Origin of the sequence: Lentimicrobium sp. S6, assembly GCF_013166635.1 — a bacterium.
Classification (GTDB): domain Bacteria; phylum Bacteroidota; class Bacteroidia; order Bacteroidales; family UBA12170; genus UBA12170.
On record NZ_JABKBZ010000025.1, the window covers coordinates 39,063 to 64,855 of the forward strand.

20 protein-coding genes are annotated in these 25,793 nt (G+C 35.1%); 12 read left to right on the forward strand and 8 right to left on the reverse strand.

The window, feature by feature from the left end:
- Positions 1-150: 150 nt before the first annotated feature.
- The 5 genes from HNS40_RS10095 (at position 151) to HNS40_RS10115 (ending at position 3,909) form a co-directional block, all read left to right on the forward strand.
- Positions 151-690, forward strand: coding sequence for an RNA polymerase sigma factor (locus HNS40_RS10095; protein WP_216663734.1), 540 nt, complete (start codon positions 151-153; stop codon positions 688-690).
- Complete coding sequence (locus HNS40_RS10100) at positions 680-1,255, forward strand: hypothetical protein (RefSeq protein WP_172280359.1); 576 nt, start codon at positions 680-682, stop codon at positions 1,253-1,255. Before HNS40_RS10095 ends, HNS40_RS10100 begins: the two co-directional genes overlap by 11 nt.
- Complete coding sequence (locus HNS40_RS10105) at positions 1,236-2,336, forward strand: hypothetical protein (protein WP_172280362.1); 1,101 nt, start codon at positions 1,236-1,238, stop codon at positions 2,334-2,336. Before HNS40_RS10100 ends, HNS40_RS10105 begins: the two co-directional genes overlap by 20 nt.
- Before the next feature lie 78 nt (positions 2,337-2,414).
- Positions 2,415-3,179, forward strand: coding sequence for a head GIN domain-containing protein (locus HNS40_RS10110; RefSeq protein ID WP_172280364.1), 765 nt, complete (start codon positions 2,415-2,417; stop codon positions 3,177-3,179).
- 28 nt (positions 3,180-3,207) lie between these two features.
- The gene (locus HNS40_RS10115; protein WP_172280366.1) at positions 3,208-3,909 is read left to right on the forward strand and encodes a hypothetical protein; all 702 of its coding nucleotides are present in this window, start codon (positions 3,208-3,210) and stop codon (positions 3,907-3,909) included.
- 236 nt (positions 3,910-4,145) lie between these two features.
- Here the strand turns inward: HNS40_RS10115 and HNS40_RS10120 are convergent, their stop codons facing one another.
- From HNS40_RS10120 to HNS40_RS10140, 5 genes are all read right to left on the reverse strand, one after another.
- Positions 4,146-5,594 (reverse strand): PAS domain S-box protein, encoded by a 1,449-nt coding sequence (locus tag HNS40_RS10120; RefSeq protein WP_172280368.1) that lies wholly within the window; start codon positions 5,592-5,594, stop codon positions 4,146-4,148.
- Between the two features lie 164 nt (positions 5,595-5,758).
- Complete coding sequence (locus HNS40_RS10125) at positions 5,759-6,622, reverse strand: RNA polymerase sigma factor RpoD/SigA (RefSeq protein WP_172280370.1); 864 nt, start codon at positions 6,620-6,622, stop codon at positions 5,759-5,761.
- 62 nt (positions 6,623-6,684) lie between these two features.
- Positions 6,685-8,937: a polyribonucleotide nucleotidyltransferase gene (gene pnp, locus HNS40_RS10130; protein WP_172280372.1), complete on the reverse strand. Its 2,253-nt coding sequence runs from the start codon at positions 8,935-8,937 to the stop codon at positions 6,685-6,687.
- 121 nt (positions 8,938-9,058) lie between these two features.
- Entirely contained in the window at positions 9,059-9,328 is a 270-nt protein-coding gene (rpsO, locus tag HNS40_RS10135) for a 30S ribosomal protein S15 (RefSeq protein ID WP_172280374.1), read from the reverse strand.
- 204 nt (positions 9,329-9,532) lie between these two features.
- The gene (locus tag HNS40_RS10140) at positions 9,533-10,522 is read right to left on the reverse strand and encodes an N-acetylmuramoyl-L-alanine amidase (RefSeq protein WP_172280377.1); all 990 of its coding nucleotides are present in this window, start codon (positions 10,520-10,522) and stop codon (positions 9,533-9,535) included.
- 304 nt (positions 10,523-10,826) lie between these two features.
- On the opposite strand from HNS40_RS10140, the gene HNS40_RS10145 reads away from it, so the two are divergent.
- A complete protein-coding gene (locus HNS40_RS10145) occupies positions 10,827-12,470 on the forward strand; it encodes an SPOR domain-containing protein (protein ID WP_172280379.1) in 1,644 nt (547 codons plus the stop codon).
- A 116-nt stretch (positions 12,471-12,586) separates the two neighbouring features.
- Entirely contained in the window at positions 12,587-14,860 is a 2,274-nt protein-coding gene (locus HNS40_RS10150; protein WP_172280381.1) for an inorganic phosphate transporter, read from the forward strand.
- 775 nt (positions 14,861-15,635) lie between these two features.
- Here HNS40_RS10150 and HNS40_RS10155 read toward each other — a convergent pair.
- The gene (locus tag HNS40_RS10155) at positions 15,636-17,780 is read right to left on the reverse strand and encodes a carboxy terminal-processing peptidase (protein WP_172280383.1); all 2,145 of its coding nucleotides are present in this window, start codon (positions 17,778-17,780) and stop codon (positions 15,636-15,638) included.
- A gap of 190 nt (positions 17,781-17,970) precedes the next feature.
- The gene (gene gyrB, locus HNS40_RS10160) at positions 17,971-19,929 is read right to left on the reverse strand and encodes a DNA topoisomerase (ATP-hydrolyzing) subunit B (RefSeq protein WP_172280386.1); all 1,959 of its coding nucleotides are present in this window, start codon (positions 19,927-19,929) and stop codon (positions 17,971-17,973) included.
- 232 nt (positions 19,930-20,161) lie between these two features.
- On the opposite strand from gyrB, the gene HNS40_RS10165 reads away from it, so the two are divergent.
- The 5 genes from HNS40_RS10165 to HNS40_RS10185 are packed head-to-tail and all read left to right on the forward strand — an operon-like array spanning position 20,162 to position 25,100.
- On the forward strand, positions 20,162-20,524 hold the full coding sequence (locus tag HNS40_RS10165) for a CoA-binding protein (RefSeq protein ID WP_172280388.1): 363 nt from the start codon (positions 20,162-20,164) through the stop codon (positions 20,522-20,524).
- A gap of 4 nt (positions 20,525-20,528) precedes the next feature.
- Positions 20,529-21,878: a gliding motility-associated C-terminal domain-containing protein gene (locus HNS40_RS10170; protein ID WP_172280391.1), complete on the forward strand. Its 1,350-nt coding sequence runs from the start codon at positions 20,529-20,531 to the stop codon at positions 21,876-21,878.
- 23 nt (positions 21,879-21,901) lie between these two features.
- Complete coding sequence (locus tag HNS40_RS10175) at positions 21,902-22,747, forward strand: transketolase (protein ID WP_172280394.1); 846 nt, start codon at positions 21,902-21,904, stop codon at positions 22,745-22,747.
- On the forward strand, positions 22,747-24,132 hold the full coding sequence (locus HNS40_RS10180) for a VWA domain-containing protein (protein WP_172280396.1): 1,386 nt from the start codon (positions 22,747-22,749) through the stop codon (positions 24,130-24,132). The genes HNS40_RS10175 and HNS40_RS10180 overlap by 1 nt, the downstream gene beginning before the upstream one ends.
- A 14-nt stretch (positions 24,133-24,146) precedes the next feature.
- Entirely contained in the window at positions 24,147-25,100 is a 954-nt protein-coding gene (locus tag HNS40_RS10185) for a transketolase family protein (protein WP_172280398.1), read from the forward strand.
- 487 nt (positions 25,101-25,587) lie between these two features.
- On the opposite strand, the gene HNS40_RS10190 is transcribed toward HNS40_RS10185, so the two are convergent.
- On the reverse strand, positions 25,588-25,793 hold a 206-nt coding region (locus tag HNS40_RS10190), incomplete at its 5' end, for a gliding motility-associated C-terminal domain-containing protein (RefSeq protein WP_172276720.1).

The window sequence follows — 25,793 nt, forward strand, 5'->3', positions numbered from 1 at the left end:
CTCCTTGTAACATTCCGCCATGGTTTCTTACTGTCATTATTTTTCAAATTCATTGCAACCCTTTCTATTTTCTTTTGTTCTTTTGTATAGGGTTGTTAAATGACCTAGGACGAAATTCCGTATTTTTAGAGAAATATAAAATTCAGAGATTTGGATCTACAGATTCATAAAGATTTAATAGAGAAAAGTAAGCGAGGGGATTCACGTTCGCAGTATGAGCTATATCAGCTTTATAGTAAGGCTATGCTCAATACTTGCTATCGAATGATGAATAATTTAGAGGATGCTGAAGATATGCTACAGGAGTCGTTTTCTGATGCATTTCGTAAACTAAATACCTTTGTTTATAAGAGCACTTTTGGAGCTTGGCTGAAAAGGATAGTAGTGAATAATTGTATCAACGAAATCAAGCGAAAAAAACCAGATTTGCAATACTGCGAAGAATTGCCACATCCAAAACCAGAGACTGAAAATCAGGATGGACTAAGTGTGGAGCAGATTAAAAAAGCAATGCTTCAACTTCCGCAAGGTAGTAGACTCATCTTCTCACTTTATCTATTAGAAGGATACGACCACAGGGAGATATCTAGTATTTTAAACATGAGTGAATCTAATTCAAAGAGTCAATTTATGAGAGCTAAAAGACGGATAAAAGAAATATTAACAGAGGAGGTTTATTATGAATCATGATCCATTTGAACAATTTGTGAAAGATCACAAAGAGGAATTTGATCATCTTGTGCCACGAGAAGATTTATTTGAAAAGATTGAAACCAGACAGCCCAAAGTCATACGGATGTCAGCAAAGGCCATCTTTACAAGGGCAATAGCGGCGATGTTGATTTTTGCTGTAGGTTTTGCTGCCAATGAGTTGTTCTCATTTGATCGAACTGTTGATTCTAGATTAGTCAATGAAAGTAATTATGAAGATTCGGAGAATTCCTCTTATAATGATTTCTATGAGATGCAAATGTTTTATACACAACAGATAGATTTAGTTAGAACCGATATCGTGGCTTTATCTGATGGTGATGAAGTCATTAATGAAGAAATTGACCTACAATTAGAGGATTTGAAAAGTATTTTTGAAGAACTCAAAGATGATCTTAACGATCAAACCAATGATGAGGAAGTGATAGAGGCCATGATTATGAATTATAGAGTAAAGTTGAAAATGTTAGAAGAAATGAAGAGCCAACTTGACCCAAGTACAAACTATAATGAGGAGGATAGATATGAGACAACTGATATTTAAATCTGTTATTGTTATGCTGATTTCTATGGCAGGAAATCTGTCTGCTCAGAATTTTCAGAAAACCGCAAAGTATAAGGAAGTATTTCCTCTTAGTGAGAAAATAGAAGTTTCCATCATCAACAAGTATGGGGATGTTCAAATTGTTCATTGGGATCAGGATTCGGTTAAAGTTGAAGTTGACATAGAAGTGAACTCAAACAAAGAGACTAAGGCAGAGAAGCTATTTGCAGCTATTCATGTGGATTTCAAAAGCAATTTCTTTTATATAGTAGTTGAAACAAGTTTAGTAGGTAAAAGTAGCCTATGGACAGATATCTCCGATAAAACCAAGATGATTTTCAACTCTAGTACTACTTCTCGAATTAACTATGTAGTCTATATTCCATCTTATGCCCATTTAATTGTGAAGAATAAATATGGAAATGTTTATATGGGTGATTATGAGGGGGAACTGAGTGTTGATGTTTCCAATGGAGATTTCAAAGCTCATGTACTCACTGGAAAAACTAAACTTAAATCATCTTTCGGGAATATCTATGTCAATAGGGTGGATCAATTATTATTAGAATCTGCAAATGCAGAGATAGAAATAGAAGAGTGTAAATTCTTAGAAACCAATACTCGCTCCTCAAAAATTTATTTAGACGAAGTGGATGAGTTGAGCTTAGCCTCTTCTCATGATAAATATCACATTGGGAGTTTAAATTCTATTCATGGCAATGGGAATTTTACTTTCTTAAAGATAAAACAACTCAATCATCAGGTTGATATTAAGCAAAAGTATGGCTCATTACATTTTCGTCATATCGATTCTGAGGTGGATCGTTTTTACCTAAATACTTATAAGTCTGATATCCATTTAAGCCTATCTTATGAGCAGGCCTATGCCTTAGATTTTCGGGCTATTAATCCGCCAATTATCCAGTATCCAACTGGCGAATATTTAAAATCAGAAGAGATTATTGATGAAGAAAAAGGATTGAAAAGTGTTAAAATAGAATGGGGAGGGGATGGCTCTGGTAAAGTGGTACCCCTTAATATACAGGCAGAAGAAGGAAATATATTTATAAATGTGAAATAAATTGCAACCCTTGAAATATTGATTTGTACTTACATATAGAAATCAAACTAGCAATTGAAAAACAAAAATAATTATATCATGAAAACAAAATTAATAATCATTTTAGCTATTCTTATTAGTTTAGGAACTACTTCTTGTAGAAAAGGGATCTTCATTAGAGGAAACAATAATGTTAGCACAGAAACAAGAGAGTTGTCAGGATTCTCAAAGTTAGCCAACAATGGAAGTTTTGAAGTTACAATAATAAAAGATACCATATCTTATGTTGTGATAGAGGCTGAATCAAATATTATTCCTTATATTGAAACTAGTATCAAAAACGGAGCTCTAATCATTGATAGTAGAGAGACTATAAGCCCTCGTCGTTCTATGAAGTTGACCGTATATACTCCTGAAATGGAAGCAATGGAGTTGAAAGGAAGTGGCAGTATCTTTAGCGAGGCATTTGAATCTGATTCTTTTTCTGCTGTTGTAGATGGGTCTGGCGATATAACAGCCACTGCCAGTTGTTCTGAAACTTATTTACGAATAAATGGTTCAGGAAATTTAATAGCAAACCTTTTCACAGAGAATCTAGATGCTGAAATTCACGGCTCAGGTAGTATTACACTATATGGACAAGGAACCCACAGTACTATGGGCATATTTGGCTCTGGTAATATTAAATATGTAGATTTTGAGCAGAAGTATTGTGCTGCTAAATCCGATGGTTCTGGGAATATTTATGTTCAAGTTAGCGATGGCCTAGATGCTCAGATATTTGGCAGTGGTTCTATATATTATAGAGGAAATCCACTTGTAAATTCAGAGATTATCGGTTCTGGAAGTGTAATTAAACAATAGATAATTAAAATGTTAAATATAAATAATTATGAAAGCAAAAGTATTTTTTAAATTAGTAGTTATCGCATTAATTATTGGAATAAATGTTAATGTATATGCTCAAGACGAAAAGAGTGAACAAGAGTATAAAACCTTATTTTCAAATAAAGATGGGCGTACTGAGCATGGAGGTTATTTAGGCTTGACCATTGGGTATACGGATATTGACGCAAGACCAGCTCTAGAGATAGGAGGACGTGCTGCATGGGTTATTAATCATCAGTTTGCATTTGGATTTGCTGGAAAAGGGTTCTTTAATAATTTAGATAAGCCTACTCCAGCATTGGATTCTGATTATTTTCTAGCTGGTGGTTATGGAGGTCTTTTCTTTCAACCCATTTTGTTTCCTAAATCACCTGTTCATGTTAGTTTCCCAATTATTTTAGGAGCAGGAGGTGTTTATTTAAACCCAAGAGAAAACAAAAAATACCATTGGGATTACGATTATGACTATAATTATTCCTATGACTCGGATTTTTATTTGGTATTTGAGCCAGGTGTAGAGGTTGAATTTAATATGTTACGATATTTAAGAATGGCAGTTGGGGCTTCTTATAAATTTACTAATGATGTTAACCTTGTATATGAATATGCTGTAGATGGACAAGATGCCAAAAATTCTATCACTGTATCTCCTTCAGCATTGGATAACTTTTCTGTAAATATCGCTATCATGTTTGGTTGGTTCTAGAGGAGTCAAAATATAATATTTCTGATGAAATATTTCTCGGTCGGGTAGGGCTTCAGTTCTATTCGACTTTTTTATTTCTAATAATATGAGCCAATCTAAGTTATCAGTTGTTATGATATAATTGTGCCCATGATGCAATGAAAAACCTTAAGCTATTTGCGAGTAACTTTCGTATACGATAAGTAATTTAAAGGCAGAAGGGAAATAAAAATCATGATGATTAGCCATAGGTATTGCTACTCAGGAGTGAGAACACCACATATGAAATTAACTAAATCTCGAGAAGAAGAAATAGGGGATAGTGTTAGTTTAAATGGTAGTTTTTGTCCAGTACTATCTTTGAGTTTTAATCTGTAGGAATAGTTTTCTTGATATTTTAAGAGTATGCTTTGAATATCGTTTTTAATATTGGTATTTATTTTTTTTGGAACAAATGCACTGATGTTCTTGTTTAGACAACCATTTTGAGAATAACCTAGAGTTTTCTCCCAATTGTCAGAGAGAAAAATAAAATCACCTTTTTTGGTTATGGTAAAATGGATGTCATTTGTATTATTGAGCATTTTTAAGGCTATAGCCTTTTGGGTTCTAAGTTTTTCTTCAAGAGTTTTTATGAGATTAATATTTCTTGCTGAAACTTGTATTTCAATAATAAGTCCTCTTTTGTTTTTTATTGGAGTAAAGAAGAAATTAAACCAAACAGCTTGTTCCATTTGAACTTGGATTTCGCAATTGATTTGCTGGATACCTTCCTCAAAATCATGAATAATTTGGGCTAACCCTGGAAAATCACCTTCCCCAAAGTAGCTGATTATATTATTTTTATCTGCACCTGCTATGAAATTTATTTTTTTTAAAGCTGGATTATGAAATAATATAGAACCTTCTTTGTTTATTCTAAGAATGATATCTTTTTGTTTTTCAACAATGCCCTGATATAAATTTAGTTTTTCAGTAAGCATCATCACCTGTTTTTTTGATTGGTGAATTTGATTCATGAATTCCTTGTTCATTCGTTGATAATCTGTCACTCTTTCTTTTATTGAATCTTCTATATGTTCAGCTTGATTAAGTAATTTTTCTTGGTTAATAATTCTACTAAAAGAGCTTTTTAGTTGGGCTTGTATGTTTTCTATTACGATTTTGAAGTATTGACTATGTGTGAATTCTTTTTTGGATAGCAGGAGGAGGGAGATTTGAGAAGATTTATCCTTTATTATCGGAAGGATTACTCTGGTTTGATAAATAGCCAGATATCTATGAAAAGGATTTGTTTCGTGTTGCTTGGTATTTGATTTAGAGTAGTAATATTTATTCTTCTCAGGAAAAAAATATGAACTGTATTCCAAGGGTTTTTTTTGAGCAGATAATTCAGTCAAAAACTTTTTAGGACAGGATTTTTGTTCTGGAATATGAAAATCTTGGTTTTCATTCTTCCTTTGGAAAAATGCAATCGAATGAATATTAGTAATTTTAGTTAAGTATAAAATGCTGATCTCAAAAACATGTTGCACCGATTTTGCTTTTAACATAGCTTTAGCCATCTCGCTTTTAATATTCATAAATTCAAATATATTAGCCTCGGTACTGTGCAGTGATGGACGTAGCCTAAGCCTTTTGTTTTCTGCAGTCAGCTTGTCTATTTTTTCCTGAAGAGCTTGGTATTTTAGGTCAAGTTTGTTCATTAATAAATGTTCATATGATAGCAAATATAGTTATTCAATTCCTTTTTTTAAGTGATTATGAATATTTTATGATCAAATTTGATGATAAAAATATTATATTATGGTGTAGAAACAAAAAAACCAGAGCTATTAACTCTGGTTTTTTAATCAATTGCAGGTAGCAATTATCCTAAATACGTCTTTAAAATCTTACTTCTAGAAGCATGTTTTAATCTGCGGATTGCTTTTTCCTTGATTTGTCGCACGCGTTCACGAGTTAAGTCAAACTTTTCACCAATCTCTTCAAGAGTCATTGGATGGCTTCCGCCAAGTCCAAAATATAAGCGGATGACATCAGCCTCGCGAGGAGTTAAAGTAGATACTGCACGGTCAATTTCTTTACGTAAACTATCATAAAGTAATTCAGTTTCAGGAGTAACGCCTTCATCATTTTTCAATACGTCGTACATATTGGTTTCCTCGTCAGATAGAAGAGGAGCATCCATTGAAACATGACGTCCATTGTTTTTTAGTGATTCTTTTACTTCTTCAATTGTGATTTCTAAATACTTGGCTATTTCTAATGCTTTTGGCTCGCGCTCCAATTCTTGTTCAAGATGCGCATAAGCTTTATTTATTTTATTGATAGATCCAATTTTATTCAATGGCAAGCGAACGATTCTAGATTGTTCCGCTAATGCCTGAAGAATAGATTGACGAATCCACCAAACAGCATAAGAAATAAATTTAAATCCTCTGGTTTCATCAAAACGTTGAGCTGCTTTAATTAATCCCATGTTACCCTCATTAATTAAATCCGGTAAACTGAGTCCCTGATTTTGATATTGTTTAGATACTGATACTACAAAACGAAGGTTGGCTTTTGTTAGTTTTTCAAGGGCTATCTTGTCGCCTTGCTTGATTCTTTTTGCCAACTCTACTTCTTCGTCTGCTGTGATCAGCTCAACTTTACCAATTTCTTGTAGGTATTTATCTAATGACGCAGTCTCACGATTGGTTACCTGCTTGGTAATTTTTAGTTGCCTCATAGCAAATTATTTATTTCAATTAATCAACTTATATTATACGAAATAAGCATAAATAGGTTGCGTTATCTTCTGCGATCGCGTGAACCTCTATCCCTGTCTCTACTATCTCTGTCTCGTCCACCACCGTTTCCTCTTCCACGGTCGTTGCTTTTTCTGTCTCTATCTTGTCTAGGAGGTCTTTCTACATAACCTTCTGGTTTTGGTAGAAGTGCCTTAGCTGATAGCTTTAATTTACCAGTAACATTATTAACTTCTAATAATTTTACTTTAATCATATCGCCAGCAGATAAAACATCCTCGACATTTTCAACTCTATCGTAGTTGATTTCGGAGATATGTAATAATCCTTCTTTACCAGGCATGATTTCAACAAAAGCACCAAAGCTTGTGATAGACTTAATCTTGCCTTCGTAAGTTTCTCCTTCTTCTGGTTGTGCTGTAATGCCTTTAATCCATGCTATAGCTGCATCAATTGAAGCCTTATCACTAGATGAAATATCAATTACACCTTGGTCACCTACTTCTTCTAATACAATAACCGTTTTTGTTTCAGCTTGAATCTCTTGAATGATTTTTCCACCAGGTCCAATAACAGCACCAATAAATTCTTTAGGAATGAAGATTTTCTCAATTCTAGGAACGTGTGGTTTGTAATCTTCTCTAGGTTCAGAAATAGTCTTTTCCATTTCACCTAAAATATGAAGTCTACCAACGCGCGCTTGCTCTAAAGCTTCCTCTAAAATTTGGTAAGACAAACCATCTACTTTAATGTCCATTTGACAAGCAGTGATTCCATCTCTAGTACCTGTTACTTTGAAGTCCATATCTCCTAAGTGATCTTCATCACCTAGTATATCAGAAAGAATAGCATACTTGTCTGTTTCAGTATCAGAGATTAATCCCATTGCAATGCCTGAGACTGGTTTAGGGATAGCAACACCTGCATCCATCAATGCTAAAGTACCACCACAAACTGTTGCCATTGAAGAAGAACCATTAGATTCTAAAATATCGGAAACAATTCTAATGGTATAAGGTACCTCTGCTTTTGGAGGAATAACATGTTTTAGGGCTCTTAAAGCTAAATTACCATGTCCAACTTCTCTACGGCTTGTACCGCCTTTAAATCTTGCTTCACCAACACTAAACGATGGGAAGTTATAGTGTAACAGGAAATTATTTTTTCCATCCAGGATAGCGCCATCAATCATTTGTTCATCCATCTTGTTTCCAAGAGTAACGGTTACTAATGATTGAGTTTCTCCTCTTGTAAATATAGCAGAACCATGAGTCATGGGAAGGTAATCAACTTCACACCAGATTGGTCTGATTTCATCTAAGTTTCTTCCATCTAAGCGAGATCTTTCATCAAGCATAAAACGACGAATCGCTTTTTTCTCAACGTCATGGTAGTATTTACCAATTAAAGGACCATTTTCCTCAAGAATTTCTTCAGAAAGAGTTTCTTTATATTCATCAATTATAGCTTTGAAAGCAGCCGAACGATCATGTTTTGCGGATGCTTTAGCAGCAACAGCATATACTTTGTCGTAAAGCTTCTCTTCAATATCTTTAGCTAAATCTTCATCACTTGTTTCGTGACAATATTCTCTTTTTGTCTGCGCTTTTTCAATTTCCCCAGCTAGTTCTATTTGACCTTGGCAGTGAATTTTAATAGCGTCGTGAGCGATTTTCATGGCTTCTAGCATTTCTGCTTCCGAAACCTCTTTCATCTCACCTTCAACCATCATGATGTTATCCATTGTTGCAGCCACCATTAAATCCATTGTAGCATTCTCAACCTGATCGAACATCGGGTTTACAACATATTCGCCATCAATTTTAGCTACTCTAACTTCTGATATTGGGCCATGGAATGGAATATCAGAAACAGCTAAAGCAGCAGATGCAGCTAAAGCAGCTAAACTATCGGGCATCACTGTTTTATCCGAAGAGATTAGAAATACCTGAACCTGAGTCTCGGCATGATAATCATCTGGGAATAGTGGACGAAGAGCTCTGTCAATTAAACGAGAAATTAGTATTTCATGTTCCGAAGGGCGAGCTTCTCTTTTGAAGAATCCACCAGGAAACTTACCTGTTGAGGCGTACATTTCTCTATAATCTACTGATAGGGGCATAAAGTCCACGTTATCTTTTGCCTCTTTGCTGGAAACCACAGTTGCTAAAAGCATAGTGTTTCCTTGTCTCACAACAACCGACCCGTCAGCCTGTTTGGCTAGTTTGCCAGTCTCAATGGAAATGGTAGTACCATCTGCCATTGTCATGTTTTTCGTGATCCCAATTTGTGACATAATTTCTTTTCTTATGATTATTAATTCCTTTATAAGGATAAATACCAAAAAAGGCAATCTGAAGAATTGCCTTTAAGGTTTCGTTTTATGTTATTATTGTAGCGATATCTAGAATAAAAGATTACTTTCTTAATCCTAAAGTCTTAATAATACTACGATAACGCTCAATGTCCTTAGACTTAAGATAATCTAACATTTTTCTTCTCTTACCTACTAAAATAACCAAAGATCTTTGAGTTACTTTGTCTTTTTTGTTAGATTTCAAATGCTCGGTTAGATGTTTGATTCTGAAAGTGAATAAAGCTACTTGACCTTCTGGGCTTCCAGTATCGATGTCATTATTACCATGCTCAGAGAAAAACTCTTTTTTAATGTCTGCTGTTAAATACATATTATTGATTCTTTATTTTCTAAATTCGGGCTGCAAAAATACAATTAAGTTTTTGATTGACAAAATATTTTTGCAAAAACTTTTAAGCTTTGTTTAGGTGATTATCAAAACATTAAGCGCCTACGAAATTAATCACTTTTTTTAGTTTTTTACTATTGATATTTAGGAATTATAATTTGATTATTTTGAGCTTGATTTTATGTGCTAGTTTTGTTTGCTATTTTTATAATCAAGAATGCATCCCGCTGTTAGCCAGTCGGCTATAGCTTGTCTGTTTTGGTATTTAATAAAACGTATTTGGTCTTGGCTGTTTTGAATATTCCCTAGTTCTAAAAAGCTGGTTACTGGGTCTGTGTATTTGATCATGTATAGATTGTCTCTTGATTTGGCTACTCCACTAAATCCTCTTGTGGGTTGGTGTTGTTTGTATTTTTTTTCAACAGTATTAATTAAATTGGAGGTGAATTTCTTTCCCGATTTACTTTTTGAACTATAGTAACCAAAAATATCAACCCTTTGATTTTTATATCTCGAATCAATATGGATGACCATCATTCGTTGGTATTTACCTTTATTGGTTTTATATAGTTTGTTAACTGCTCTTGCTCTCTGTCTAAGCTTCTTATTGGAGCCGTATGGGATTTTCTGATTTTTCCAAATGGTTTCTTCTTTATCATTAGGTAGATAGGCCAGATCGCGTATCCCATCGTCTTTATCACGTGTAATCATATATGCCGTTGCTCCATGGCTAATTAATTCTCTGACTAGTCTAAGACTGATATCATATGCGTATTCATCCTCACTTAAAGTATGACCATCTCTTTTTCCCTGTGCTCCAGGGTCCGGCCCGCCGTGGCCTGCGACTACATAAAAAACGGCTCCTTTTAAATCTTGACTTTTGGATTTAACTTGTGCATATTTGCTCCCGAAAATATCAAAGCTTCTAGAAGAACTTAATTGTTTCGCATTGGGGAGCAGGTATTCCTTACCTATAATTAGATAGTTGTTGTCCTTAAGCTTTTTTTCGTTGAGCTTTATGAAGGCTTTTTGCATTTCTGGGCTGTCAATTCCGTTTCGTTCGAGTAGGGTGTGTATTCCATCTCCAGGCTGTGCTTTGACCTTTTTATTCTCGATCTGTGCAGTAGCAATACTAGATAGAATTAGTATATATAGAATGACGCTAAAAAATCTCATCTTTTTTTTACAAAGATATTCTTCAGTGAATTTTGTGAGAACATACTCTATAATATTTATTAAGTTTTGTTTGTTAATATTTGCTTAGAAATCGCTTTGCGCCACAATTAATAATTTGTAATTTCAATTTATAATAAGTTGTTAAAAAAAATGATGTTCTCGAGAGATAATATACTCAGAATGTATATCTTTGTTTTCGTCAAAATGTAAGTTGTTTATGTTATGCTTATCACCCAATTTAGTATATTCGCATCAATAATTTATTATTGATAATCGTATAATGCTCGTGTATTTGAAAAAAGTTATGAATTATAAATTATTTCTGAGTTGCCTATCACTTGTTGTCTTTTCGATGCTGATTGCAGTTGATACCTATGGTCAAAGAATAAAACCAAATAGGTGGTTTGTTTCTGGAGAAGGTGGTGTTTCTGTGTTTTTTGGTGATATCAAAAGGTATGATTATGTGCCGGACTTTGAATCCCCCAGTGAGATTCAGCCCATGTTTAGTCTTAATGTGGGTAAGGAGTTTTCGCCTGTTTTTGGTGTTAGAGGTCAGTTTTTATATGGCAAGCTTAGTGGTCACAAGAAGTCGGCCAAGTGTAATTTTGAAGGGACTGTTTTTGGTGCGCATGCATTAGTAGATTTTAATCTTATATACCTTTTGACTAAGCATCGGTATGGTGATAGTCGTATTAATATTTTAGCAAGCCTTGGTGTTGGTTATATAAATTGGGACTCAAAATTGTATTCAGATAATCCTTTTCCCGACGGTACTTATTTGGTTGATGAAAACTCTAATGGTGCCTTGAGTTTTCCGGGTGCTTTAAGTATAGAGTATCTCATCACAAAAAATATTTCGGTTGGTATATCTGGAATGTTGTATGTGGTGTCTTCAGATGAGATTGATGCTAAGCCAGGTGGAATAAAAATGGATATGATTAATTATAATAGCATAGGTTTGGTATATCGATTTGATTCTAAAAGAAAAGCTTCTCGAAAAAACATCAAATATCGACTCGATGCTAGTATTTATGAGCCTACAGAAAAGGAACTTCCAATTGTGGGAGGTGCTGTTGTTGCTGTTCCTGAAGGTCAGAATGAATCAGCTGAGTCTGTTAGTAAGAATCAAGACCTTGCTGTTGAGAATGGGCAAGCAGGTGAAGGTGGTAATGGTGAGAAGCAGTTGGTAGAAGAATATGAAGCAGTTGAAAAAACTCATGAATACCAGATTAATCATGAGCTTGAGAAAGAGGCAATGGAGAAGGAGACTTGGGCTTCGAAAGGTGATGATGTTTGGCCAGGTATTAATTTCTCTGTACAAGTAGCTGCAACGAAAAATCCTAGAAGCCCTGAAGAGTTGAAAGAACAGTTTGGTATTAAGTCCAGGGTGTTTGAGAGGTTTGATGGTGAGTGGTATAGATATTCAGTTGGTCATTACGATAAAATGTGGAGAGCTAAAGAGTTAAGGAATACCATAAGAAGTACTAATGGGATTGAAGATGCTTTTATTGTCGTTTATCGCGATAATGAAAGGATAAGTTTAGAAGAGGCATTAAATTATGCTGCAAGAACTCAGTCTGTAGTACTTGTTAAGGAAGAGCAGCAAGTTAGTGAAGAAGATTTAGAGAAAGTTTACCCTTTAATAAGATTAGATCAAAGTATTCCATCGGAAGGTATACTTATTGGAGTGCAGATACTTTCTGTTCGAAACGATCATTATCCTTTAGGTGTATTTAGTGGGATCTATGGAATAGAGAAAAATATCTTGGTTAATATAAAATCACCATGGCATAAATTAATAGCCGTTGGCTTCGATGATTATGAAAATGCTCTTGATTATCAAGACTATGCCAGATCTAAAGGATTTATTGATGCTTTTGTAGTCGCTTTTAAAGATGGGAAGCGAATAAGTATTTCTACCTTGAAGTCTCTCACTAATGGGCAGTAGTTTAGTTTTTCTTTAATCTGTTAACATTAAGTTAATATTGAATTAATACAATCATAATATTTGTTCTTCTCTCCTTGAGTTAAATATGGTTTATTTTGCAAAAAAAACATATTTAAATGGAGAGTATTTATATTGTAATTGTTGGAGTGCTATTTATCTTAGCAATATCCGACTTGGTAGTGGGGGTCAGTAATGATGCTGTAAACTTCCTAAATTCTGCGGTTGGTTCTAAAGCGGCAAGTTTTAAAGTGATTATGTTCGTCGCGGCCCTGGGAGTGGTAGTTGGGGCTACATTTTCAACGGGTATGATGGAGGTGGCCAGAAAAGGAATTTTCCATCCTCAAATGTTTTATTTTTCAGAGATTATGGTGATATTCTTTGCCGTGATGATTACTGATGTCATTCTCTTGGATACTTTCAATACTTTTGGTATGCCAACTTCTACAACTGTTTCAATTGTTTTCGAGTTATTAGGGGCGGCTGTAGCTATTGCCTTATTGAAGGTAATGGGCGATAGTGGATTGTCAGTCTCTGACTACATTAATAGTAGTAAAGCTTTGGCTATTATTTCAGGGATATTGTTATCTGTTGTGGTCGCTTTTTTAAGTGGAGCGATTATACAATATATTAGCAGATTGATTTTCTCCTTCCGATTTAAAAAGAAAATGAAATTATATGGCTCTATTTGGGGAGGGCTCTCTATTGCAGCTATTACATACTTCATTTTAATAAAAGGGCTCAAGGGATCTCCTTATGCTAGTTATGAAATGGCAGATGGAGTGCTGCTTAAGGAGTGGGTTCAGGTAAATGCTGTTTTAATTATAGGTTTTAGCTTTGCTGCTTGGACGGTCTTGCTACAGATGATAACTTGGCTGTTTAAGATAAATATTTCTAAGGTGATTGTGCTGGTAGGTACATTTGCTTTGGCAATGGCTTTTGCAGGAAACGATTTAGTAAATTTTATTGGAGTTCCTTTGGCGGGTTACGAATCATATATGCAGTTTGCCGCTAACCCTGGAGCAGATCCAAATGCTTTCTTAATGACTGGATTGGGTGGCAAAGTTGAAACACCATTTATATTTCTGATTTTGGCCGGTGCAGTGATGGTAGTTACACTTTATTTTAATAAAAAGGCTAAAAGAGTTATTAAAACTTCTGTTGATTTAAGCCGTCAAGATGAAGGTACTGAACGATTTGGGTCTACAATGTTTTCAAAAGTATTAGTTCGTTCGGCAATTCGTGTTAATAAACGTGTTTCCAGTATTCTGCCTCAGAGAACCAATGACTTTATCAGGCAGCAGTTTGATGCTTCTAGAGCTGAAGAGGTTTTGGAAGGAGAGGAAAGACCTGCATTTGATATGATTAGAGCTTCTGTAAACTTAGTAGTGGCTAGTATATTGATATCCTTTGCAACTTCTTTAAAACTTCCTCTATCCACAACTTATGTTACTTTTATGGTGGCTATGGGGACTTCGTTAGCTGATAATGCATGGGGCAGAGAAAGTGCTGTTTATAGAATTACAGGTGTTATTTCTGTAATAATGGGTTGGTTCTTTACAGCTATGGCGGCTTTTACTGTTGCTTTTGTGGTGGCATTTTTATCACAACTAGGTGGTTTTATTGTAATTGGGTTGTTTATTTTAATTGCTGCTTATAGTGTGATTAGATCTCATATTAAAGGTAAAAAATCAGAGGATGCACAAGAAGAAGAAAAACAAGTAAGCGAATTAGCAGAATCGGTGAGTGTTTCAGATATTCATCTAGAATGTAAATCTTCTGCCTCAGATTCTTTCCATTTAGTAGCTGACGTGTTTGGGGGTATGGTAGATGGCTTGGCAAGTGAGAATAGAAAGGAATTAAGTCATACTTTCAAGAAAGCAAAATCTTATAATAAGAAAGTAAAACGAGCAAAAGGTGATATTAAGAATGTCATTTTGCGCCTTGATGATGATGCTTTAAACTCTGCCCAGTATTACACGCTGGTTCTCGATTATATGAGAGAGATTGGTCGCAATTTGATGTTTATTACAGAGCCTTCATTGGAGCATGTTGATAATAATCATAAACCTATAGGTCCAAAGCAGACAGAAGATTTATCTGTCTTAAACAAAGATATTGAATCGTTTGTGAATGCTGCTGTTCAGATCATCACTGAAAGTTCATATCAAAGACTTCCTGACCTATTAAAACAGAGTGAGGGTATATTGAGTAATATGGATGGCTATACTATGGCCCAGATTAAGCGTTTGAAGAAGAATAAAACAGGCGCTAAGAATACAAAGTTATTCTTAGATGTATTGGCTGAGACTAAGTCATTAATGGTGAATATGGTTAATCTGACCAAGTCAATGCGTGACCTATCAAAAATAGGTGGCATGTATTATGAATAAAGTATTGGTGTAAAATAAAATTTTAGAGCCGTTTCTTAATTAGAGCCGGCTTTTTTTTTGCTTATTTGTTCGAGCTAATACTTTCCTCATGGTTAATACAAATATTCCACAGAGATTAGTATGAACCTACTGTATAATTAGAATTTCAGATGTGTATATTGAATGCTGTCTCATTTGAGCTAATTACCTGATGCTATGCAAAGTTTATAAAGACTTCCGCAGGAATGTCTAAGCCGCCTTATATCAAAGTCGTTAAGCCTGACTTACTTCAGGAAGTCGGAGCAAATGGCGTGAAGGAATAAAAAACAATACTGTTTGACCCTCGTTAGTGATCATTCGTAGAATGTCACTATAGGGAGGAGTTTATGCTGACATGTAATCGTCAACATTTATTGTTTTTCCGGAAAGGCATTTGTGGAGTAGTCTTTGATATACAGCGGAGGCCTGTCTAACTGCGAAAGCCAGGTAGATTTTGTAACACTTTTTCAAAAAGTGTTGAAGAGAAATATATTATCATGCTTTTTCAGATTAAATGAACCATTTGGGTAATATATTTATTAATAATAGCTTCCTAAATTAACAAGAGAAAAAATGACTAGATTGTCCATCCCCCAGAAAAACACGTTGATCCTATATTTGTCTGGAATGATAATCAATTCATGGCATTGGTTTTGTAAATGAATGTTGAGTTATTCTTTTTCGTTTGTAATAAGAGTGGCCAAAATAAAAGCGGCATCGTTAATAACAATGCCGCTTTTTTAGGGTATTAAATCTTTTATTTCTTTCTAATGGCTTTTAAATCTTCAAGGATGTAAATAGATTCTAAGATATAATTGTCTTTAGTAATCTCGTCGTGCCACTCATCTGTTGTTACTCGTTTTGTACTATCTGCGTTTATTTTTGGGGTATCAAATTTTAAATCTCTAACAGAAATCGCTAAAGTGTCCTCCCCAATGTGCTCGAATTGTTTAATAAAATCTTTTCGGGCTTTTTTATCAATTTCGTACTTATCAAATTTTAGGGGTTCAACAGTTTCTTCTCTTCTTTTCTTCACCCATTTGGCATATTTTTCAATTTCATTAAAGCTTGAGTTTGCTTTTGTTCTTTTGCTGCTATTTTCTTTAATGTATTGATAGTTTGGGATGTAGTTGTCAAGTTTTTGGTATTCAACAGCTGCGATTTCGTCCCAGGGAAGAGCAAAATCCATTTCTTTTTCGCCGAAATCTATATAGGAATAGTTCGTGGGTAAAATAACATCGGGAACAACTCCTTTTAATTGGGTGGCTCCACCATTGATTCTATAGAATTTTTCCATCGTGATTTTTAATGAACCAAAACTTTTATAGTCATTGAACTTTGATGGAAGTAGTCTGTCTAAATCAACAAACTGCTGAACGGTTCCTTTGCCGAATGTGGAATTAGAGCCAACAATAACTGCTCTTTGGTAATCTTGTAGGGCTGCCGCAAGAATTTCTGAAGCAGAAGCGCTGGTCTCACTGACTAAAACAACAAGGTTGCCATCGTAGTTTAGTATGTTATCATGGTCTCTTAATACGCTTTGTTGGCCAATACTGCTTCTTCTTTGTACTACTGGACCTTGATCGATAAATAGACCTGCTATTTCTACTGCGTCACGTAAAGAACCACCACCGTTACCTCGAAGGTCAATAATGACATTGTCAATACCTTCGCTAGTGATTTTTTCTAATTCTTTTTTCATATCAGCACCACAACTTCTGCCTTTAGGATCGTTGAAGTTGGTATAGAAACTTGGAAGATAAATATATCCTACTTCAAGTCCTTTCTCATTTTTTGGGCTAATAACCGCAGATTTCGCATAGGTTTCTTCTCGAATAACTATGTCACGAATAATCGGAACTACCATAATTGTACCATCGGGTTTTTTAATAGTTAGTCTAACCTCTGTTCCTTTGGCTCCTCTAATCAACTTTACGGCCTCGTCAAGTCTCATGTCATAAACGTCTACAGGCTCCTCATCAGCTTGTCCAACCTTCATAATAAGGTCTTCTTCTTTTACAAGGCCAGTTTTCCATGATGGACTGCCCGGCAATACTTCTACTACTCTGATATAACCATCTTTTGGTGATAGTGTGGCTCCGATTCCTTCTAGTTGTCCTGAGAATCGGATATCGAAATCTTCTTTCAATTTTGGAGGGAAGTAATTAGTGTGGGGATCGAAGACGGCAGCTAATGAATTTTCATAAACAGATATTCTATCGGTATTATTTACCTGATCTATCATTCTATGGAACCAGTCGTCCTGTCGTTTGAGAATTTTTTTTCTAGCGTCTGCTTCTAGTTCTGGAAAAGTTTTAATAGTTACAGTATCACTTTTTTCTGAAGCATCGGTTTGTTCCTTTAGTTTGGTGCTGATGTTCGTAATGGTTTGGTATTTTAATGCTTTTCTCCAACGTTCTTTTAACTCATTCATATTTTTACAATAAGAAACTTTGTCAGGATCCATTTCAATAGATTCATCAATTTCATAATTGAAGGGTTCTGCAAGTATTTCTTTATAAAGCTCTTGTATTTGGAGTGTTCTTTTGTTTAGGGTAGAAATAGAAATGTTGAAAAAGTCTAACTTGTCCGCTGTAAGTTGATTGTCTAATTCGTATTTATACTCTGACAACATGTCTATGTCTTCCTGTAATAAGAAGTTTTTGCTTCTATCGATATTCTTCACGTATTCTTCGAAAAACTCAAAAGACAAGCTGTCGTTAAGTTCTTTAGGAGAATAATGTGCTCTTTCTAAAGAAGAGATAATCACATTGCTTAAAATCTTATTCTTTTTATTGTCGAATATTTTTTGCTGAACTTCGTCTTCAATGTCGGTCTGCGCAAATATGGGAATGTTGAATAATAGTATGATTGCGATTAGTAGATTCGTGTTTCTGATCATTTTGGGTTTTTTAATTATTGTAAAAGTGGTGGTACAAAAAAATAATCTCATCAATTTTCAAAAATAGGAAATTTACTTCAGCAAATGCCTGTTATGCCGTTAATATTTGTTAAGCTAAATAAAAAAAACACCCGACGTTTGCCGGGTGTTTTTTGGAATATATATTGAGTTTAATTAAGATACAAATACCTTATACATCGATATTTGCATATTTCGCATTCTGTTCAATGAATTCTCTACGAGGAGGAACTTCATCTCCCATTAACATAGAGAATACGTGATCTGCTTCAGGTTCATTTTCAATTTCAACTCTTCTGAGTGTCCTTCCTTCCGGATCCATGGTGGTATACCATAATTGCTCTGCGTTCATTTCTCCAAGACCTTTATAGCGTTGGATATGAACCCCTTTGTCTTTCCCGTCGGTGGCCATTTTGGAAACGAATAAATCGCGTTGGTCATCATCCCAAGCATAATGTTCTTCCTTGCCTTTTCTAACTAAGTATAAAGGGGGAGTAGCAATATAAACATAGCCTTTTTCGATTAATTCTTTCATGTAACGGAAAAAGAATGTTAGGATTAATGTGGCGATATGACTACCGTCCACATCGGCATCCGTCATGATGATGATTTTGTGGTATCTAAGTTTATTTATGTTTAAGGCTTTGCTATCTTCCTCGGTTCCAATTGAAACTCCAAGCGCCGTAAACATAGTTTTGATTTCCTCATTTTCAAAAATCTTATGAGGCATTGCTTTCTCCACGTTTAAAATCTTACCTCTAAGAGGAAGGATGGCTTGGTATTTTCTGTTTCGTCCTTGCTTGGCTGTTCCACCCGCAGAATCTCCCTCCACTAGGTATATTTCACTCAAAGCAGGGTCTTTTTCAGAGCAATCAGCAAGTTTACCAGGTAAGCCTGAACCAGAAAGCACATTCTTTCTTTGCACCAATTCACGAGCTTTACGAGCAGCATGACGAGCGGTAGCAGCTAAAATCACTTTGTCGACAATTCGTCTGGCATCTTTTGGATTTTCTTCTAAATAATTATTCAAGGCTTGAGAAATCATTTGATCAACAGCTCCCATTACTTCGCTATTTCCTAGCTTGGTTTTGGTTTGCCCTTCAAACTGTGGCTCTTGAACTTTAACGCTAATAACAGCTGTTAAGCCTTCTCTAAAGTCATCACCATTAATATCAAACTTCAACTTAGTTAATAAGCCAGATTTGTCTGCATAAGACTTTAGTGTTCTGGTTAAACCTCTTCTGAAACCACTTAAATGCGTTCCTCCCTCATGGGTGTTAATGTTGTTTACATAAGCATGAACATTCTCAGAGAAAGAAGTATTATATCTCATGGCGATTTCGATGGGAATACCATTCTTTTCGCCTTCCATATAGATGGCGTTCGGAATCAATTTTTCACGAGTTTCATCCAAATAGTCAATAAAATCATTAAGACCTTTTTCAGAATGATAGGTTTTGTTTTTAAACTCACCATCATCTCCGTTTTCTCTTTCGTCTATCAGTTTTAAGGTAATACCTTTATTTAAAAAGGCCAATTCACGCATTCTATTAGCAAGAGTGTCGAAATTGTATTCGGTAACTGTAAAGATGGATGCATCAGGTAGGAAAACAACTTCGGTTCCTGTTTTATCAGATTCCCCAATTTGTTTTACATCATATAATGGTCTTCCGATATTATATTCTTGTTGGAATATTTTTCCTTCACGATATACAGTAGCGATTAACTGCGTAGATAAGGCGTTCACACAAGAAACACCAACCCCGTGTAATCCACCAGAAACTTTATAGGACCCTTTGTCAAATTTACCACCAGCATGAAGCACGGTCATTACTACTTCTAAAGCAGAGCGTCCTTCTTTCTCATGAATCCCAGTGGGGATTCCACGTCCATTATCTGTTACCTTTATGGAATTATTTTCTTGGATAACAACTTCTATAGTATCGCAATGGCCAGCCAATGCTTCATCAATAGAGTTGTCAATTACCTCATAAACCAAATGGTGTAAACCTTTGGATGAAATGTCGCCGATATACATAGCAGGACGTTTTCTAACCGCCTCTAATCCTTCTAATACCTGTATGTTATCCGCCGAATATTCGTTTTGTTTATTCAATTCTTGATCTGTCATAAGTACATTCAATTATAGTCGCGCAAAGATAATTAAAATATGCTAAGATTGGGTGTTTTAAAGCTTCACACAATATTTGTTTTTATTAACAATTGTTAATGTTTGAAAGGCTTGAAGTCCTTGTGCTTATAGGTCGTTTTATTTGAGTCAATTGTGGATAAGAGATTATTGATATTGACCTTATTTTACACTTGTCGTCCATCTTTTATTTTATCTTTGCCAAAAAAACCACATGCAAAAGAAAACTTTGGTATTGGGAGCTAGCCCAAAGCCAGAAAGATATTCTTATAAAGCAGTGAAAATGCTTCAAGAATATCAACATCCAGTTGTGGCAGTTGGATTTCGTGAATCAGTAATAGATACGATCCCAATCCATAAGGGAGAGCCCATTTTCGAGGGTGTCGATACTTTGACTCTTTACCTTGGCCCTCAAAATCAAAAGAATATTTATCATTATATACTAAAGATTAATCCTAAACGTATTATCTTTAACCCAGGTACCGAAAATTCTGAATTAATGAATTTGGCAAAAGAGAATGGAATTGAAGTAGAAGTTGCATGTACCTTGGTTTTATTATCAACCAATCAATATTAGTTTTATGAAGCAATGGAGCTTATACCTGTTAATTATCCTATTATCATTGAGTAGTGTTTTAGTGGCCCAAGCCCAAATTGAGTCTCGTTTAGCGATTCATTGTGCCACTAAGCAAATTGAAATTCCAGTTCAGTTTAAAAATTTGGAGAACATTAAATCCATACATCTTAAATTGAAATTTGACAATACCTTGATTCAATTTGATAGTAGTGTGTATCATAATTCTGATTTTGAATTAGAGAATAAAGAGGAGTATAGAATAAAAACTTCTGTATCTAACGATACCATCTCAATAGATTGGGCAGCCTACTATGGAGTTAACCTAGAGGATGGTCTATTTCTATCACTGCTTTTTACAGAAAAGCCCAGTGCAAATGGGGATGCAATTTTTACTTGGTTTGAAGAGGTTTGTAGTTTTACTAATGTTACAGATTTAGATATTGATGCTAGTTATATAGTAGATGCTAGCTTGCCTGTACCTTATGTAAGTGAAGTTGAAATAGACTTTGAACAATTTACAATTGGCTGTAGAGATGATAGTGAAAATGGTGGTTGTAAAGCTCAAGCAGAAGTTAATATATCTGGAGGAACGGCTCCATATATTTATAAATGGAACGATAAGTTTAATCAGAATGATAGTATTGCAATAGGTCTTTGTCAAGACCCAGTTTTTGTTTCTATTCGTGATGCAGGAGGTTGTATTTATGGAGATTTGTTCAAACCTGTTATTTATGCTGCTGCAGTATATGATATAGCCGCAAATCCAGAAGAAATTTACATTACAAAACCCGATGTGGAATTTGCAATAGAAATAGAGGATGGTTTTATTGAAAAATATGAATGGGATTTTGGTGATGAATCTAAAGCCTATTCAGATATCACGACCCATACTTATCAACAAGTGGGTACCTATGATATCTCCCTTTATACTGAGAATATAGATGGGTGCGATACTATTGTTTATTTAAATACTTTTGAAGTAAAAGAATTAAATTTTTGTATCCCCAATGTATTCACTCCTAATGGGGATGGTGTAAATGATACTTGGATTTTTAAAATTATTGGTGGTGATGGTGGAGGAGAAGATTCTGAAGAGTCATTAAAATCAACAGGAATTCAAGAAGTAACCAAGTGTACTGGAGATGATTTAGTGTTTCAAGAACATTTTAAATCTACCGAGTTGGTGATATTTAATAGGAATGGCTCCAAACTTTTCGATTGTATAAATTGTACAGATAATTGGGATGGCGGTGGATTGCCAGATGGAGTTTATTTTTATGTATTTACATGGGAAGGTGAATATTCAAATGGAAAAGAACAAGGAAGTGTAACCATTCTCGGCGGACAGAATTAGAAAATTATTGACTAAAAATAGAAATGGAGAAAGTTAATCAAATCGAAGCGTTTGCTTCACAAGTTAGAAGAGACATTATCAGAATGGTACATGGCGTGAAATCTGGTCATCCAGGTGGTTCATTGGGTTGTGCTGATTTCTTAAGTACTCTTTATCAAGAGGTATTGGATTATAGTCCTGAGAATTTTACTTTAGATGGAACAGATGAGGATTTGTTCTTCCTATCAAATGGACATATTTCGCCAGTATGGTATAGTGTTTTAGCTCATAGTGGATTTTTCCCAGTTGAAGAATTAGCTACCTTTAGAAGATTGGGAAGTCGACTACAAGGACATCCTACTACTCATGATCATTTACCAGGTATTAGAATCGCTTCGGGTTCACTTGGTCAGGGTTTGTCGGTAGCTAACGGAGCAGCACAAGCTAAAAAACTTAATGGCGACAAGCATTTAGTGTATACACTTCATGGTGATGGTGAATTGAATGAGGGTCAAATCTGGGAAGCTGCTTTATATGCTGCAGCTAAAAAAGTGGATAACCTCATTGCAACTATCGATTATAACCAAAAGCAAATAGATGGTCCTATTGAGGAAGTAATGGATTTAGGGGATTTAAAAGCAAAATGGTTAGCCTTTGGTTGGGAAGTTTTAGAAATGGATGGTAATCAAGTTTGTGAGATTATCGATACCATGAAAATAGCCAAATCAATGACAGGTAAAGGAAAACCTATCGTTATCATTATGAAAACAGAAATGGGTGCCGGAGTCGACTTTATGATGGGAACTCATAAATGGCATGGTTCACCTCCAAATGATGAACAAGCTGCTGATGCACTTTCTCAATTAACAGAAACGCTTGGCGATTATTAATGATTAAAAAACTTATATATTACATTTCTATAGTTTCTTTACTTCTTGTACTGAAGCCTTTAGCGGCTCAAGAGCAAAAACAAGAAAAAGAAGAAATCACTCGTTTACTTTTTGTATTCGATGCTTCTCAATCTATGTTCGGACGTTGGAATTACCAACAGAAGATATTTGCAGCTAGAGAAATATTATCCAACTTTTTGGATAGCCTAGCAACAGTTGAGAATGTAGAAGTGGCTTTTCGAGTATTTGGTGATCAATATCATGTGCCTCCTCAAGTTTGTGAAGACAGTCGATTGATTGTGCCGTTCGCAAAGAATAATTCTAAAAAGATTAAAAAGGCGCTTAAAGATATTGTTCCCAAAGGAACTACACCAATTTCTTATGCTTTAGAAGAGGCTGCTGCTGACTTCCCCGATTGTGATCATTGTAGAAATATCATCATTTTAATAACTGATGGTATTGAAGAATGTGAAGGAGACCCATGTGAAGTCAGCCTACGCCTTCAGGCCAAAGGAATCATGTTGAAACCATTTGTAATTGGAATTGGAAAAGATTTTAAAGGACAATACGATTGTGTGGGAACTTTTATTGAAGCAGTTACTGAAGAGGATTTTGTAACTGGATTAAATGTGATGATCAGCCAGGCTTTGAATAATACTACGGCGCAGATTAATTTGTTGGATGCAAATAATCAGCCATCAACAACTAATGTAGCGGTAAGCATATATGATCATTATACAGGTTTGATGAAGCATAATTTTATTCATACCCTGAATGCTTTTGGGGTTCCTGATACTTTATTTTTAGATCCTAGAAATGTATATGATATAGTGGCTCATACCATACCTCAAGTGAGATTGGATAGTGTTATTATAAATGAAGCTGAACATAATACCATTGCCTTAAAAGCACCAGTTGGAGTTTTGAATTTAGAAGTAGATAGTAAAGAGCCCATAAATGGGATGCAAGCATTGGTGCGAAAACCAAATGGTCCTCTTACTTTAAATGTGCAGCAGTTCGGACAAAAAGAAACTTATTTAACGGGTTATTATCAGTTGGAAGTTCTAAGTCTGCCGCGTTTAATCATTGATAGTATACTGATTTCTCAAAATCATGTGACCAATGTAGATATTCCTGGACCGGGTATTTTGGTAGTCAAGAAGCCAGGCCTTGGTTATGGAAGCATATTTGAAGAAACAGAGGAGGGCTTAGAATGGGTTTATCGATTTAGAAATGAAATTAATCATATTGAATCTTTATACCTATTACCTGGCAATTACCGTATTGTTTATAGAAATAAGTTTTCAAATTCCACTTTAGATAGTATCGAAAAGCGTTTTAAAATTAAAACTGGAGCTACAGTAACTCTGGATTTAAACAAATAGTGAAAATAAATATGATGAAAAAATATACATATACAGAGAAAAAAGATACGCGTTCAGGGTTTGGAGCTGGTCTTTATGAGTTAGGTAAAACAAACCCTAATGTGGTAGCATTGTGTGCTGACCTAATAGGATCATTAAAAATGAATCAATTTGCTGACGAGTTTCCAGATCGTTTCTTTCAAGCTGGAATAGCAGAAGCGAATATGATTGGTATGGCTGCAGGTTTAACCATTGGAGGTAAAATTCCTTTTGCTGGTACTTTTGCCGCTTTTGCTACTGGTAGAGTTTATGATCAAATTCGTCAAAGTGTAGCTTACTCCGAAAAGAATGTGAAAATATGTGCTTCTCATGCTGGAATTACCTTAGGAGAGGATGGTGCAACACATCAAATCCTCGAGGATATTGGTTTGATGAAGATGTTACCAGGTATGACAGTTATTCATACTTGTGATTATAATCAAACCAAAGCAGCTACTTTAGCCATAGCAGAGCACGAAGGTCCCGTTTATTTAAGATTTGGACGTCCAGTTGTGCCTAATTTTACTGTAGCAGACGAGAAGTTTGAGATAGGAAAAGCTCAAATGTTGAACGAAGGTACTGATGTTACTATTGTAGCAACAGGACATATGGTATGGGAAGCTATTTTGGCTGGTGAGGAACTTGAAAAACAAGGGATCTCTGCAGAAATCATTAATATTCATACCATTAAACCTTTGGATGATGCTGCTATTTTGAAATCAGTTGCAAAAACGGGTTGTTTGGTAAGTGTGGAAGAGCACATGGTTGCAGGTGGTTTAGGAGAAAGTATTGCCTCATTATTGGCAAAAAATACACCTTGCCCTATGGAATTAATTGGCGTTAATGACGAATGGGGACAGAGCGGAACACCTGTCCAGTTATTGGAAAAATATGGCCTAAATTCGGAAAGCATTATACAGTCAGCTTTAAAAGTTGTAAAGAGAAAATAAGTTTAACATAGGATGTTAAAAAACAGGTCTTTGACCTGTTTTTTACTTTGTGTATAAACAACAGTTTATTAATGAAAACTGTTGTTTACCTTAATTAAAATACAAGAATTATAATTTGAATTCCGAAATTCAGACAAGTCTACTAAAACCATTTAGCTAAGTTATTGATACTGGGATTTGTACTATTCTGGCATGTATTTTGTTATAAAAAGGTCTGAGTTCTTTCATTAAGTTAATCTTAATAAATAGCGTTGGAGTGGTTACCGCGCTATGGAGTAGTGATACTCCGCATAATTAATATTTTTTTAATAATTGTTCGAAAGCCAGAGAATTTCTTCTTTGGCTTTTTTTTTGTGCCTGATTTTATGAAATAAATTTAAAAGAAATACATCTATTTCAACAAAAAAAAACTCCAAGAACTAGAATAAAATTCCAGTCCTCAGAGTTTTTTTAATAAAGCTCTATACTCTATGCTCTTCGCCCTAAGCTACAAAATCAAAGTAACAGAACCCTTATAAGTCTCCACGTTACCATTCAAGTCCACCAGCTCTATTACATAGGCGTAAACACCAATCGGAGCAATTTCGCCAGTGGTTTCATCAATGCCATCCCAAGGTTGTAGGTAGTTATCGGTTTCATAAACCTGCTTGCCCCAACGGTTGAAGATTTTAAAACGATAGCTCTTGTCCTCGA

Excerpts from the sequence above, each read along its gene's own strand:
- HNS40_RS10100 (WP_172280359.1), top strand. The coding sequence starts at position 680 with ATGAATCATGATCCATTTGAACAATTTGTGAAAGATCACAAAGAGGAA.
- HNS40_RS10105 (WP_172280362.1), top strand. The coding sequence starts at position 1,236 with ATGAGACAACTGATATTTAAATCTGTTATTGTTATGCTGATTTCTATG.
- HNS40_RS10110 (WP_172280364.1), top strand. The coding sequence starts at position 2,415 with ATGAAAACAAAATTAATAATCATTTTAGCTATTCTTATTAGTTTAGGA.
- HNS40_RS10115 (WP_172280366.1), top strand. The coding sequence starts at position 3,208 with ATGAAAGCAAAAGTATTTTTTAAATTAGTAGTTATCGCATTAATTATT.
- HNS40_RS10120 (WP_172280368.1), bottom strand. The coding sequence starts at position 5,594 with ATGAACAAACTTGACCTAAAATACCAAGCTCTTCAGGAAAAAATAGAC.
- HNS40_RS10125 (WP_172280370.1), bottom strand. The coding sequence starts at position 6,622 with ATGAGGCAACTAAAAATTACCAAGCAGGTAACCAATCGTGAGACTGCG.
- pnp (WP_172280372.1), bottom strand. The coding sequence starts at position 8,937 with ATGTCACAAATTGGGATCACGAAAAACATGACAATGGCAGATGGTACT.
- rpsO (WP_172280374.1), bottom strand. The coding sequence starts at position 9,328 with ATGTATTTAACAGCAGACATTAAAAAAGAGTTTTTCTCTGAGCATGGT.
- HNS40_RS10140 (WP_172280377.1), bottom strand. The coding sequence starts at position 10,522 with ATGAGATTTTTTAGCGTCATTCTATATATACTAATTCTATCTAGTATT.
- HNS40_RS10145 (WP_172280379.1), top strand. The coding sequence starts at position 10,827 with ATGAATTATAAATTATTTCTGAGTTGCCTATCACTTGTTGTCTTTTCG.
- HNS40_RS10150 (WP_172280381.1), top strand. The coding sequence starts at position 12,587 with ATGGAGAGTATTTATATTGTAATTGTTGGAGTGCTATTTATCTTAGCA.
- HNS40_RS10155 (WP_172280383.1), bottom strand. The coding sequence starts at position 17,780 with ATGATCAGAAACACGAATCTACTAATCGCAATCATACTATTATTCAAC.
- gyrB (WP_172280386.1), bottom strand. The coding sequence starts at position 19,929 with ATGACAGATCAAGAATTGAATAAACAAAACGAATATTCGGCGGATAAC.
- HNS40_RS10165 (WP_172280388.1), top strand. The coding sequence starts at position 20,162 with ATGCAAAAGAAAACTTTGGTATTGGGAGCTAGCCCAAAGCCAGAAAGA.
- HNS40_RS10170 (WP_172280391.1), top strand. The coding sequence starts at position 20,529 with ATGAAGCAATGGAGCTTATACCTGTTAATTATCCTATTATCATTGAGT.
- HNS40_RS10175 (WP_172280394.1), top strand. The coding sequence starts at position 21,902 with ATGGAGAAAGTTAATCAAATCGAAGCGTTTGCTTCACAAGTTAGAAGA.
- HNS40_RS10180 (WP_172280396.1), top strand. The coding sequence starts at position 22,747 with ATGATTAAAAAACTTATATATTACATTTCTATAGTTTCTTTACTTCTT.
- HNS40_RS10185 (WP_172280398.1), top strand. The coding sequence starts at position 24,147 with ATGAAAAAATATACATATACAGAGAAAAAAGATACGCGTTCAGGGTTT.